The organism is Paraflavitalea soli (genome assembly GCF_003555545.1).
In the GTDB taxonomy this organism is placed as follows: domain Bacteria; phylum Bacteroidota; class Bacteroidia; order Chitinophagales; family Chitinophagaceae; genus Paraflavitalea; species Paraflavitalea soli.
This window is the reverse complement of record NZ_CP032157.1, coordinates 7,343,905-7,358,099: the sequence shown is the minus strand read 5'-3', so window position 1 is coordinate 7,358,099 and position 14,195 is coordinate 7,343,905. Positions and strand designations below refer to the sequence as shown.

At 48.1% G+C, this 14,195-nt stretch carries 7 protein-coding genes; 6 read left to right on the top strand and 1 reads right to left on the bottom strand.

Annotation, left to right across the window (positions count from 1 at the left end; translation table 11 throughout):
• Position 1: 1 nt before the first annotated feature.
• Entirely contained in the window at positions 2-1,459 is a 1,458-nt protein-coding gene (locus D3H65_RS28340) for an MFS transporter (RefSeq protein ID WP_119053525.1), read from the bottom strand.
• Between the two features lie 312 nt (positions 1,460-1,771).
• Between D3H65_RS28340 and D3H65_RS28335 the strand changes: the two genes are divergently transcribed.
• The 6 genes from D3H65_RS28335 to D3H65_RS28310 all read left to right on the top strand — a co-directional run bounded on the left by D3H65_RS28335 (position 1,772) and on the right by D3H65_RS28310 (position 14,064).
• Positions 1,772-2,362: an RNA polymerase sigma factor gene (locus D3H65_RS28335; RefSeq protein ID WP_162915856.1), complete on the top strand. Its 591-nt coding sequence runs from the start codon at positions 1,772-1,774 to the stop codon at positions 2,360-2,362.
• A 76-nt stretch (positions 2,363-2,438) separates the two neighbouring features.
• Complete coding sequence (locus D3H65_RS28330; protein WP_119053523.1) at positions 2,439-3,491, top strand: FecR family protein; 1,053 nt, start codon at positions 2,439-2,441, stop codon at positions 3,489-3,491.
• Between the two features lie 199 nt (positions 3,492-3,690).
• Positions 3,691-7,233 carry a TonB-dependent receptor gene (locus D3H65_RS28325; RefSeq protein ID WP_119053522.1) on the top strand — a complete coding sequence of 1,181 codons (3,543 nt, stop codon included), beginning with the start codon at positions 3,691-3,693 and terminating at the stop codon, positions 7,231-7,233.
• An 11-nt stretch (positions 7,234-7,244) separates the two neighbouring features.
• Positions 7,245-9,134, top strand: a complete 1,890-nt coding sequence (locus tag D3H65_RS28320) for a RagB/SusD family nutrient uptake outer membrane protein (protein ID WP_119053521.1) — start codon at positions 7,245-7,247, stop codon at positions 9,132-9,134.
• A gap of 204 nt (positions 9,135-9,338) precedes the next feature.
• Positions 9,339-12,743: a VCBS repeat-containing protein gene (locus D3H65_RS28315; protein ID WP_245999609.1), complete on the top strand. Its 3,405-nt coding sequence runs from the start codon at positions 9,339-9,341 to the stop codon at positions 12,741-12,743.
• A 1-nt stretch (position 12,744) separates the two neighbouring features.
• The gene (locus tag D3H65_RS28310) at positions 12,745-14,064 is read left to right on the top strand and encodes a vanadium-dependent haloperoxidase (RefSeq protein WP_162915855.1); all 1,320 of its coding nucleotides are present in this window, start codon (positions 12,745-12,747) and stop codon (positions 14,062-14,064) included.
• Positions 14,065-14,195 lie beyond the last annotated feature (131 nt).

The following is a 14,195-nucleotide window of genomic DNA, read 5'->3' as shown; positions in this document are numbered from 1 at the left end:
GTCAGGGAGATTTCTTTTTAAACAGTCCCCATAGCTGATCGTGCCAGGATATCAGGTTCCCGATGAGGAAATATTCTTTGAGGTTGTTCTTTATGCTGCTGCGCATGATGCGTACCACTACATCTTTCTCCACCTCTCCTACTTCTTTTACGCGGAGAAGAAATTCCAGGGAAATAAAGGCCAGGACAGCACCTATCAAAAACAGGAAGTTCATATCATGCAGGGATACGAGGTGCAATACTTTATTGGCAGTGGGGCCTGCCCACTCCGCATTGATGACGAGGGAACGATTGCCAAAGTAATCGGCCAATATACCACCTATTAAAGGAGCTACAGAAGAAAAGACAGCGGTAATAATGTTTTTGGTGGATAAATAAACGATGGCATGTTCATTAGGCGCCAGCTTCAGGCCGATATTGGTAAGGGACAGGTTGATGCCCGCAGTAGCAATGCCGGTAAAGATGTGAATGAAGACAAGCAATCCGAGATTGACCATGAAGCGGGAATAAATACCTACAAAACACCAGGCTATAATACATATGATGTATACAGGCGCAGCAATGGCCAGGATGGTCTTGTTGCTGTACCTGTCGGAAAAACGACCCCACATGCGGATGGTGAAAATGCTGCACAACTGGCTTACTACGGTGAGGCCAATTACGTAGGTCATGGAAAGGCCCAGGTGTTTGAGCATGTATACGGTGAAGAAAGGGATGGCAATGTTCAAAGCAAATACCCAGGCAGAGTTGAACAGGAGTAGTTTTCTGAAATTACCATCTTTCAAAGGACGTTTAAACAGCTGGAATATATTCTCCCTGGCAAGATAAGATTGTGGCTCGGGCACTTTGGACAGTACAAACGCACCCATAATTCCAATTACACCAGCCACTGTAAACATAATGGAATAGGTGGTGAGCTCATAAGCGGGATAGTTGTCCTTTACATAATCAATGATAAAGGCCAGGCTTAGGCTTAATATCACATTGAGTATTTGCATATAGCTGCTCCTTCTGGAGAAATAAGTACCCAATTGATTGCCGGGCACGAGGTCTTTCATCCAGGCATTCCAGCTCAATCCTGCAATAGAAGCAAAGAGATAATAAAAGAAGAGAAAAATGATCAGGAATTGTATGGAGCCTTTTGTAAAAAAAGGCATTACCCCTATTATAACCAACGGCAAGCGCGCCAATAAGGCGCAGACCACACTGATGGCGCGCCTGTTGTTGTAACGCCGCACCAGCCAGATAGACAAGAGCTGGAATATATTGGTAAAAGTGGGCCAGGCAGCGAGCAGCCCAATCTGTAAATTAGAGGCGCCCAATAACAAGGCCATGGCTACCAGGAAGGCTCCGCCGGTGAGTGTGGTCATTGCTTCCGTTGCCAATCCTTCGGTGATCACCAGCCTTAAACCAGTTTGCACTTCCTGTTCAGTAAGTAATTTCTGCGGCCTGACATTCATAGGTTAATATCCATTCAACGTTGACCAATACAGGGCTACGTGCGGCCCCGGTATTCCTTTTTTCACGCACGACAGTGTCCTTTCAATAAGCTGCCGTATAAAATATTCCAGGTTTTGTTGCAAAAAAAATGCCCGCCTTTTCTACTTCACTCATTCCTGCAACCAGTAGTAAACGGAACAAATTTATGCAATCGTATGCCTAAGTGCGTCGTTGATTGATTACTACTATTTGCAGGATAAGGTTGTTGGATTATTTCGTTTTTTTGATTTACCTTGTATGAAGGTTCCAACTTACTGCTATTGCCCAACCATATGGATTACAAAGTATTTGACGACGAGATACTGCTTAAGCTGCTTAAGACAGGTGACGCTGCTGCCCTGGAGGAGATCTATAAAAGATACAGTGAAGCTGTATTTATGGCTGCCTTCCGGAAAGTACGATCAAAAGAAGTTGCAGAGGAACTTGTTCAAAACCTGTTCATTAGCTTATGGACTAAAAGGGAGCAAGCCCATATCGAAAAACTTGAAGCCTACCTTCATTCCGCTGTCCGCTACCAGGTAATTGACTATATCAGGTCGAAGATCATCCGGGAACGTTACTCCCAATTTGCCAAAGAACAATTGAATGTTGACGAAAACGCCTCTGAATCAAAGCTTTTGTTACAGGAGCTGAGTATTGCTATAGATAATACGATCAAAAGGCTTCCCCAGAAAACGCAGGAGATATTCCGCCTTAGCCGTTACGAGCACCGCTCGGTAAAGGAGATCGCCCAGTATATGAACCTTTCCGAAAAAGCTGTTCAATACCATGTAACCCAATCACTTAAATTCATGCGCCTGCACTTGCGCGACTTTATCCTCATGGGCACAGCCCTGGGTGCCCTTTCACGATTTTTTTATTAATCCCTTTAGGGTACCGCTTCTCTTAACCGACAGATAGCTAAGTCCTTCCAATTGAAGACGGATTTAACTATTACCCATGAACCGAAGCGCCTTTTATCATTTACTGCAGCGGTATTCAGACGGCACCTGCACCGACGAAGAGAAAAAGTTGGTGGAGCAGTGGTATGAATTATTGGATGATGATCATGAAGCGGCTGTTAGTAACGAAGAAATTAAATCAACAGTAGACCGGCTTTGGCCTGTTATTAAGGAAAAAACCCTTCCCCAGGCTGCTGAACAGTTTCCGGAAAGACCAGTACGGCGTATACCGTTATATGTACGCTGGATAAGCGCCGCTGCCATCCTAACGGCGGTATCGTTTGGTATTTACTGGATTGCCGGCAACTCCCATCGCTTTTCCTCTTTTGAGGAGAACGTTGTTACAGAAGACCTTACACAAACCATTAACCACCTGTCGACACCCGATACCATTTACCTGCCAGATAAGAGTATGGTGGTGCTGGAACCTGGCGCCAGGCTCTATTATCCTGACAGTTTTGCCCTGGCCAAAAGAGAAGTTTACCTGGAAGGCAATGCTTTTTTTAAGGTAACGAAGAACGCCAAATCGCCTTTTTATGTATACAGCAACAATATTGTGACGCAGGTACTGGGCACCAGTTTCTTTGTAAAGACGGATGCAGCCACGCAGGATGTGGAAGTGTCGGTGCGCACGGGTAAAGTAGCAGTCTATGAAAATGAATCACAGGGCAATAGCAATAAAAGAACGGAGGAATCAACAGGCGTGATCTTAAAGCCCAACCAGAAAGTGATCTACAACCGGAATGATGGGCATTTCAGAACCACGCTGGTAGATGTGCCCTTACCATTGCTGCCGAATAGCCAGCAGGAGGAAACGGTGACCGAGCTGAATTTTGTTTTTGAGGAATCGCCTATCTCCAAGGTATTGGCATGCCTGGAGAATGCCTATCATATTGAGATCATTACGGAAAACGATAACCTGGGCAAGAGCCTGTTTTCCGGCGATATAAAAGGACAAAACCTGTATGACCAACTGGAGATCATTTGTCAGTCGATACAGGCCACTTATGAAGTACGTGGTACCCGGATACTTATTAAAGGAGATAACTAAACGGCTAATACTTAAAACCTATCATTCACCAAAACTAGCGTATATGAAACCCCATCACTACATAACATAACCCTCACTACACAGCACTAAAAAACAAAAGCTGACAATGCTACCAACATTGCCAGCCGGGCATCCTGCGGTTAGCGGGATACATTATTGTACGTGCCTTGAAATTCAGCGAACAATAACAATCAAATTTATGAAAAAACAACGACTTGTTGCCTTAACTGCCATTGCAATGAGAATAGCGTTCATACAGATCTTCCTGGTCTCTTTTCTAACCTCCATGGCCTACGACCACCATGCTGATGCTCAGGGGGTAATGGACAAAGTAGTAACCTTGTCTGTAGACAAAGGACAACTGAAAGATGTATTCAATTCCTTAAAAACCCAAACGGGAGCACGGTTTGTATTCAGCTCTAAAACGATCGAAGCAAACCGCAAGGTTTCCATCAAAGCAAGAGACAAAAAGCTAAGTGATGTGCTGGAAGAGCTATTAGCACCTTTTGGCATTAATTATAAAATGGTCAAGGACCGCATTGTCTTGTACAGGCCCAAATCGCTGAGTGCTGCTTTTGGCGGTATGGCGGAAGATGAGGATCTGTTGGTAAACATTGTATCGGCAGACAAAGAAGTGAAGGGACAGGTAACGGATGATAAGGGAAGCCCTTTACCGGGTGTAAGTGTGGTAGTAAAAGGCACCACCAAGGGTGTCAATACAGATGCCACGGGTTCGTTCACGATCAAAGTGCCGGACGATCAAAGTATACTGGTGGTCTCTTATATCGGCTACCAGCAACAGGAAGTAGATATTGCGGGCAAAACTTCGGTGACGATTGCGATGATCCCTACTTCCGGGCAGCTGAGTGATGTAGTGGTGGTGGGTTATGGCACGCAAAAAAAGGTGACGGTAACGGGTGCGGTAACGCAGGTGAAGGGTTCTGAGCTGGCTAAATCGCCCACAGTAAACCTGTCGAATGCACTGGCGGGCCGGCTGCCGGGTGTAACGGCTATTCAATCTACCGGTGAGCCCGGCTATGACGGCTCTACTATCCGCATCCGCGGTTCCAATACACCTAATAACAGTGGTGCGCTGATCGTAATTGACGGTGTGCCTGACAGGGCCGGTGGCCTTGAGCGGCTGAACCCTTCAGATATTGAAACCATGTCGGTACTGAAAGATGCAGCTGCAGCGATCTATGGCTCACGTGGTGGTAATGGCGTTATCCTGATCACCACCAAACGGGGTAAATCAGGCAAGCCGCTTCTTTCCTACGACTTCAACCAGGGCTGGTCGCAGGCTACGCGCATTCCCAAAATGGCTGATGCGGTTGAGTATGCAACGATCGTTAATGAGTTGACGCTGTTTGATGCGCAGCTTCCTTCGAATCAATGGAAGGCAGCCTGGACCGCTTTTCAGCAAACAGGTACTTATACAAGACCTGATAATGGCAATAAAATTACAGCGGCCTATGCGCCTGATATTATACAAAAGCACCGGGATGGAACAGATCCCTGGGGTTATCCCAACACAGACTGGTTTGGCACAGCTTTAAAGAAATGGTCGCCCCAGTCAAAGCACAACCTCCAATTGTCGGGCGGATCTGAAACGGTAAAATACCTGGCATCTATCGGCTACAACAACCAGGATGGTTATTACAAGAACTCGGCTACGGGTTATAAGCAATACGATATGCGCTTTAACCTGGATGCCAAAGTAAACAAGTACATCAATACGAGCCTGGGCATCACGGCCCGGGAAGAATCGCGCTTCTTCCCTACCAAAGGCGCCGGCGCCATCTTCCGGATGCTGATGCGTGGCAAGCCTACAGAGCAGGAAGTATGGCCCAATGGCCTGCCAGGACCAGATATTGAGAACGGAGAAAATCCGATCGTGATCACCACCAACGCCACGGGTTATGATAAGGACACCAGGGATTATTTTCAAACGAATGGCAGGGTGGAATTGCAGGTACCTGGTGTAAAAGGTTTGAAACTTACGGGCTTTGCTTCACTGGACAAATACATCCGCCGTACTAAAAGATGGGAAACACCCTGGTACCTGTATTTCTGGGATAAGAAGACCTATGAAGCGGATGGGGTAACACCACTGCTCACAAAGTCGATCCGTTCTACGTTTGCCGATCCCCGGTTAACAGAGTCACACGAAGATCAACTGAATGTGAACCTCACGGGTTTTGTCAACTACGATCTTAGTTTTGGTTCGCATACGATCAACGCGATGGCGGCGGTAACAAGGGAAACGATCACCAACTCGAACTTTAATGCTTTCCGCCGGAACTATATCTCGCCTGCCATTGACCAGTTGTTTGCTGGCGGTGATCCACAGAAGGACAATAACGGAGGAGCGTTCAAACGCGCCCGCCTTAGTTATTTTGGCCGGGTGAATTACAACTACCAGGAAAAGTACATGCTGGAATTCCTCTGGCGTTATGATGGCTCCTATATGTTCCCGAAGAATGACCGGTTTGGATTTTTCCCCGGGGTGCTGGTGGGCTGGAGATTATCAGAAGAGAACTTTATGAAACCGCTCAGCTTTATTGATAACCTAAAGCTGCGTGGTTCTTATGGGCAGATGGGTAATGACAATATCCTCTTCAACGGCGTGCTGCAGGAATACCGTTATCTCTCTACCTACGGCTTCAACACCTATGTGGCCGGCGGCAACGTGGTGAAAACATTGACAGAAAGTGGGGTACCTAACCCTGGTTATACCTGGGAAGTAGCCAACAATGCGAATGTGGGCCTTGAAGGCGCTGTATTGCAAAACAAACTGAGCTTTGAACTGGATTATTTCTACAATATCCGCAGCAAGATCCTGATGGCCAATGAAGCGCAGGTGCCTGCTTCTGCCGGTATGGACCTGCCTCCCCAAAATCTGGGTAAGGTAAAGAACAAAGGATGGGAATTCTCGCTCACCTGGAGTGATAAAATAGGCAGGGATTTCAAGTATTCGGTAAATGTGAATGGCGGCTATGCCAAAAACGAAGTGGTGAAGCTGCCTGAAACACCGGGCCTGAAGCCGCACCAGCTTTCGCAGGGTCATACTTTCGGCACCAATGGGGTTGCGCTCCTGGTATACGAGTATGATGGTGTATTTCTTGACCAGGCCGAGATCGATAAGAATACGATCGATTACAGTGCAGCCACCAACCAGTTACGCCCCGGCGATATGAAGCTGCGGGATGTTGACGGCAATGGTAAGATCGATGGTGATGACCGGGTGCGGATGGACAAGAACCGTGACCCGCTATTTACGGGCGGCGTAAATATCAACCTGCAATACAAAGGTTTTGATTGTACTCTTTTGTTCCAGGCGGCTACGGGAGGTCTTTTGTTCATCGGTACTGAATCAGGAACGATCGGTAATTACCTGCAATACTCTTATGATCATCGCTGGACGGTAGACAACCCCAGCAGTGTAGACCCCCGCCTCTCCAACCGTGGTAATACGTATTATTCGAGCGGTAGTTTTGGCACTAATACTTATTGGGTAAGGAGCAGCAACTACCTGCGTATGAAGAATCTTGAATTTGGCTACAATTTCTCCAACACGCTCGTTCAAAAAGCAGGCATGAGTGGTCTGCGGTTGTATGTGAATGGTATTAACCTGTTTACGGTAGATAAAATGAAGATCTGGGATCCGGAGTCTACCAGTGGCAATGGTCAGTACTATCCGCAGGCGAGAATCTTAAATGTTGGCGCAAGAGTAACCTTTTAAAACTGAACAAGATGAAGAAACTCTTTTTATATATTTCGATCCCCTTATTCAGCGCAGCCCTGCTTACGGGTTGTAAACAGGAATTCCTCGATACAAAGCCGCTCGATAAGGTATCTTCAGCAGACGCCTGGAAGGATGGTGCGCTGGCTGAGGCATTTATTACGGGCATTTATTCTGGTCTCGGGCAAGGTGGATTTGATGAGCAAATGCTGGCCTGCCTGTCTGATGAGGCGGTATTTACGCACCCGGGCCGCGGTATCAATGTGGTCAATGAAGGCACGCTCAATCCTTCGAATATAGGGTGGGTGAATGTCAATTACCGCTGGGGTAAGGACGGCGGCAAAAATGATATGTATGGCCGCATCAGGCATGCCAATCTCGCATTGGAGAACCTGCGCACAGCTACTTTCGAAGATGTAGGCGGACTCAAAAAACGCTTACAGGGCGAATCGCATTTTCTGCGTGCTTTTTATTACCACCAGCTGGTACGATATTATGGCGCGGTGCCTATTATCGACAAATCGTATGGCCTGGATGTAGATTATTCTATTGCCCGGAATACGTTTGATGAATGTGTGAATTTCATTATCAAGGACTGCGACAGTGCTATCACGGAATTAAAAGACCTGTCGCTCCCTGCCGGCAGGGCCAATGAACTGGCAGCTATGGCATTGAAAGCACGCATGCTGCTGTATGCAGCCAGCGATCTGCATGATATTCCTACTGCGAAAGCCAAATCAGCCACTATTGCGGCTTATGCCAAACCAGAGTTGATCGGTTATCCCAGCGGTGACCGTGTGGCCCGTTGGACTGCTGCCAAGAATGCGGCCAAGGCGATTATGGACAAGGCTCCTGGCAGAGGGTATAAACTGGGGCTTGCCGCACCGGTATCGGCGGCAGATGGAAAAAAGAATTTTGTATCGCTGTCCATGGGTGGCGGCAGCAAGAGTGCGGATGTAGACAAATCTGCGGAAAGCGAGATCTTTTTTGGCCGCTATTTTACGTTGGCCAAAGAAGAAGGGGGTATGCAACTAGGTTTGTATAATGGGCCCAACGGGTACCATAACTGGGCAGGCAATTCCCCCATCCAGCAATTGGTGGATGACTATGAAATGATGGATGGCAGTAAGTTCAACTGGAACGATCCTGCGCAGAAAGCAGCTCCTTATGCTAACCGTGATCCGCGTTTTTATGCCAGCATTCTTTATGATGGCGCAGAATGGAAACCGCGTGATAAGATTTCGGGCAATGTGGATCCTGCGAACCAGATCCAAAGTGGCCGGTATGATGTGGGAGGCGGCACGCTGGCCTCGGGCCTGGATACCCGGGCGAGCACGATCGAAAACTGGAATGGCAGCTGGACGGGTTATTATATGCGCCGTTTTGTAGACCCGGATCCGGGCATTGTAGACAATACCACACGCCAAACAATTCCCTGGCCTTTCTTCCGGTACACGGAAGTTGTCTTAAACTATATAGAAGCCTGTATAGAGCTGGGAGAGGATGGAGAAGCCAGGAACTGGCTCAATAAGATACGGTTCCGCGCCGGCATGCCTGCTGTTACAGAAAGCGGCGCTGCGCTGAAAGCCCGCTACCAGAATGAAAGAAGGGTGGAAATGGCTTATGAAGACCAGCGCTATCACGATGCCCGGCGCTGGATGATCGCGCCTACTACATTGGGCAGAAAGATCCAATACATTGATATCGTAGGGACGCTGAAGCCAGGCGCTACAGCGCCTAATCCTTATAAGCGTGATGAAACGAAGTATAATTATGTGTATACACCGATCGAAGTGAATTCGTTGGAGAACAGGAAATGGGATGATAAGATGTATTTCAGGCCCATCCCTATCGAGGAAATGAATACGAATACGAAGTTGGTGCAGAATCCGGGGTATTAGATTTCGAATGTAGGATTTAGAATGTAGGATTGCGGTGTTTTGAAGCACGTGACAAATAGTTTCATACAGCAAGCCAATTTTCATTTGGTGTTTTAGTTTTCGTTTACGTACAGTCAGGTCGCTTTCCAGCGACCTGACTTATTTTAGACAACCTGCCTATGATCGCATTTTATACCGTATATTAAGTTATTAAAATTGTTTGCCTTGTATCTAACCAACTCTAACCGGGCCGGCCTCCTTGCCGCCCTGCTTATGGCAATGGCCGGTTGTCAATCGCCTGCCACCTCCAACAATGCCGACGGTCCTACTGCTCCTCTTTTTACTTTGGTGACACCGGAAAGCTCGGGCGTGGGTTTTAGCAACACGCTCACGGAAGGGCTCAATACGAATGTATTGATGTATGAATACTTTTATAATGGCGGCGGCGTGGCTGCCGGTGATGTGAATGGAGATGGATTGACGGACCTGTATTTTACGGGCAATATGACGGATAATAAATTGTACCTGAACAAAGGAAAGCTGGTATTTGAAGATATTACCAACGATGCGGGTGTAGGCGGCCGGATGGGGCCCTGGAAAACAGGGGTAACTACCGCAGACGTTAATGGAGATGGTAAACTGGACATTTATGTGTGTTACTCGGGCAAGGTGCGTGCAGAAAAGAGAAAGAACGAACTTTTTATCAATGAAGGCAATGATGGGCAGGGGAAACCTCATTTCAGTGAGCAGGCTGAGCAATATGGCCTGGCAGATACAGCTTATAGTACCCAGGGCTATTTCTTTGATTATGACCGGGACGGTGACCTGGATCTATTCCTGCTCAACCACAACCCCAATTCACTGCCTGTGCTGGATGAAGCAAGGACCTTGGTGGTATTACAGCAGGAGGACCCGGCTACAGGAGTACGGTTGTACCAAAATGATCAAAACCACTTTACAGATATAACACGCAAAGCGGGGTTAAGCAGTACTTCGCTCACCTATGGGCTGGGGGCTGGCATAGCAGATATCAACGGTGATGGCTGGGAAGATATCTATGTATCGAATGACTATGCGGTGCCCGACTATTTATACATCAACAATGGCAACGGCACTTTTACGGATAAGCTGGGCAGTAGTGTAGGGCACAATAGCCAGTTCTCGATGGGCAATGATATTGCCGATGTAAACAATGATGGGCTGCCTGATATTTTCACACTCGATATGCTGCCGGAAGATAATCACCGGCAGAAATTATTGTTTGCCCCGGACAATTACGAAAAGTTTGACTTAAATATTCGTTCAGGCTTTCATTACCAGTATATGCGGAATATGCTGCAACTGAATAACGGCAGTCGGCAGTCGGCAGCCGAGAACCGGCAATTGCCAACCGGCGGCCTGAAGACGGGAAAAGCAGGATCTGGCAAGGAAGTCTCTTTCAGTGAGGTGGGGCAGTTGGCGGGGGTATCGAATACGGATTGGAGTTGGGCGCCATTGCTGGCGGATTATGACAATGATGGCTGGAAGGACCTGTTTGTATCCAACGGGTACCTGCGTGACTTTACGAATATGGACTTCATGAAATACATGAACGACTATGTGCAAAGCAAGGGCAGGTTAAGGCGGGAAGATGTGCTGGACCTGGTACAGCGGATACCAGCTTCCAATATTGTAAGCTATCTATTCTCCAATAACGGTGACGGCACTTTCAGCAACAAAACAAAGCAATGGGGTATCCAGCATACTTCCAACAGCAATGGGGCTGCTTACGCAGACCTGGACAATGACGGGGACCTGGACCTGGTAGTCAACAATATCAATGAGCCTGCCTTTATCTACCGCAATGAAAGCAATGGCCAGCATCATTACCTGCAAATAAAATTGCAGGGAGCAGGGGGCAATACGCAAGGAATTGGCGCGAAAGTGATCCTGTACAATAAAGGTCAGCAACAGTACCTGGAACAAATGCCTTCGCGTGGCTACTTATCGACGGTATCGCCGGTATTGCATGCCGGGTTGGGCAGCGCAGCCAGCATTGACTCGCTGCGTATCGTATGGCTGAGTGGTAAAGAACAGGTGCTACAACAGGTGAAAGCCAACCAGGTGCTTACGCTCCAGGAAAAGGATGCTACGGGTCAATATGAATACGCGGATATGATGACGCCTTTATTTGCAGCTATCCCCTCTCCTATTCAACGTACCTATACGACCAATACGATCAATGATTTTAAACGGCAACCGCTGCTGTTGAACCCGCTGTCTTTTAATGGGCCTTGCCTGGTGAAAGGAGATGTGAATGGGGATGGACTGGAGGATGTATATGCAGGCGGTGGCAGTGGACAGGCAGCCGTTCTTTACTTGCAGCAAAAGGGTGGTCGTTTTATGGCCAGTCCGCAGGCGGCATTTGAGGCCGATAAAGGCAGTGAAGATGCTGATGCTGCGTTCCTGGATGCCAATGGAGATGGCCAGATGGATATCTATGTAGCCAGCGGGGGTTACCACAACTATCTGCCGGATGATGGCTTGCTGCAGGACCGGCTTTACCTCAATAATGGCAAAGGAGGATTTACGAAAAGTACGGGCGCTTTGCCTGCCATGCGGGTAAGCAAAAGTTGTGTACGCGTGAACGATGTGAATGGTGATGGGTTTCCCGACCTGTTTGTGGGCAGCCGGGTAATACCTGCCCGGTACCCGGAGATACCGGCCAGTTATTTATTGATCAATGATGGCAAGGGACATTATACGGACCAGATCGGCACCCTGGCGCCAGGCTTGCAAAAAGCGGGTATGGTAACGGATGCTGCGTGGATCGACCTCAACGGAGATCAGCAGAAGGACCTGGTTGTTATCGGCGAATGGATGCCGGTGCAGGTATATGTGCAGCAGCATAAGAAACTGGAGCTGTCTACGCGGCGGTATTTTGATAAGGATTATGCCGGCTGGTGGAACCGGCTTACGGTGGGTGATTTCAACAAAGATGGAAAACCTGACCTGGTGATCGGCAATATGGGATTGAATACGCAATGCCGGGCGAGTGAGCAGGAACCGGCCACGCTTTACTACAAAGACTTTGATGACAATGGTTCTGTTGATCCTATCTTCTGCTTTTATATTCAAGGGAAAAATTATCCTTATGTAACGCGGGATGAACTGCTGGACCAGATGAGCATCATGCGTACGCGGTTTGCGGATTATAAAAGTTATGCGGATGCTACGATGGAAAGTATCTTCACCAAGGAAGAATTAACAGGGGTCAATAATCTCCAGGCCAATTACCTGGCCACGGCTTATTTTGAAAGCGGGGCAGATGGCAGGTTTCACCTGCAACCATTGCCCTTGCAGGCGCAGCTTTCCCCGGTGTATACGATCACGCCGCTTGATTACAATAAGGATGGTGCAACAGACCTGCTGTTGTGCGGCAATATCAACCATGCGCGGCTGCGGTTTGGGAAGTATGACGCCAATTTTGGGGTGCTGCTGCGGGGAGATGGCAAGGGCCATTTCACGTATGTGCCGCAGCAGGCTTCGGGCTTTCACCTGTCGGGCGATGTACGCAGTGTGCTTGCTTTTGACAACACATTGCTATTCGGCATCAATCAACAACCTCTTACGGCTTATACAATCCACTAATATGCGTATTGTCTATACAATAGTAGTCACTTTATTAACAGGCTTCAGCGGCTGCCGCCAGTCGCCCAAAGTATTGCCCTCTTTTGCTACGGAAGATATTAGTCGTGTGGTAACGCAAATGACAGAGGTAATGATCCACGATATTACGAATCCACCATTGGCGGCGCGCTTTTTTTCTTATGCGTGTCTGTCGGGGTATGAAGTGCTGGTGCAAAATGATTCCACCATGAAAGGCATGCGTGGCATATTGAATGATTACCCGGTCATACACAAACCCGATTCGCTGCGGGGTTATCATGTGCAGTTGAGTGCTTTGCTGGCGATGATGGAAACGGCGAAGAAGATGCAACCTTCGGGCAAGCTGATCGGTGAATATGAGCAGCGGTTTATGGACTCCTGTAAGAAGACCGGTTTTCCGGAGGAGGTGGTGGAACAATCATTGGGTTATGCATCCTGGGTAAGCAAGAAGATACTGGCTTATGCCAGGAGTGACCGGTACAACCGCATCAGTAACTACCCCCGGTATACACCGGTCAATAAGCCAGGCTGCTGGTATCCTACGGCGCCAGCCTATTTGGCGGCTGTAGAGCCTTATTTCAATACGGTGAGGTCTTTTACGCTGGATTCAGCATCGCAGTTCATACCGGCGCGCCCGGTAGCTTTTGCTACGGATAAAAATTCCGAATTCTACCGGCTCATGATGCGCAATTATACGACCACGAAAGAGATGCCGATGGAATACCGGGTGATTGCGGCTTTCTGGGATTGCAATCCTTTTGCGGTGCAGGATGATGGTCACCTGATACTGGGGTTGAAAAAGATATCACCCGGGGCGCATTGGCTGGGCATTACCGGCATTGCCTGTCAGCAGACGAAGAAGCGTTTTGCAGAAAGTATGCAAATACATACGATGGTGTCGATGGGATTGATGGATGCATTTATCACCTGCTGGGACGAAAAATTCCGGAGTAACCGTATACGCCCGGAGACTGCGATCCGGCAATTGGTGGATCCGCACTGGCAGCCTTTGTTGCAAACGCCGCCTTTTCCGGAGTACCTGAGCGGTCATTCTGTGATCTCATCTGCTTCGGCCACGATCCTCTCTCATTATTTCGGCAACCAGTTTGCCTACAAAGACAGTGTGGAAGTATCTTATGGGTTGCCAGCCCGTAGCTTCACTTCCTTCCGGCAAGCGGCTGAAGAAGCGGCCATCAGCCGTTTTTATGGCGGTATTCATTTCATGGATGCCATTGAACAGGGCATGGTGCAGGGCAATAAGGTGGGGGATCAGTTGGTGCGGAAGGTGACGGGAAAGAAATAAGTGGTGGGGCGATAAGCTGGTCACAAATGGTATGCTCTCACTCCATTTACCAATGCGCAACAACCTTAATAGACCCACAGAGGTAAATTGTCTTATATCAATAATATTAAAGCCAAGCAAGATTCCGGCTT

What these genes read in the sequence shown, in the direction of transcription:
- D3H65_RS28340 (WP_119053525.1), bottom strand. Translation starts at nt 1,459, where the DNA reads ATGAATGTCAGGCCGCAGAAATTACTTACTGAACAGGAAGTGCAAACT.
- D3H65_RS28335 (WP_162915856.1), top strand. Translation starts at nt 1,772, where the DNA reads ATGGATTACAAAGTATTTGACGACGAGATACTGCTTAAGCTGCTTAAG.
- D3H65_RS28330 (WP_119053523.1), top strand. Translation starts at nt 2,439, where the DNA reads ATGAACCGAAGCGCCTTTTATCATTTACTGCAGCGGTATTCAGACGGC.
- D3H65_RS28325 (WP_119053522.1), top strand. Translation starts at nt 3,691, where the DNA reads ATGAAAAAACAACGACTTGTTGCCTTAACTGCCATTGCAATGAGAATA.
- D3H65_RS28320 (WP_119053521.1), top strand. Translation starts at nt 7,245, where the DNA reads ATGAAGAAACTCTTTTTATATATTTCGATCCCCTTATTCAGCGCAGCC.
- D3H65_RS28310 (WP_162915855.1), top strand. Translation starts at nt 12,745, where the DNA reads ATGCGTATTGTCTATACAATAGTAGTCACTTTATTAACAGGCTTCAGC.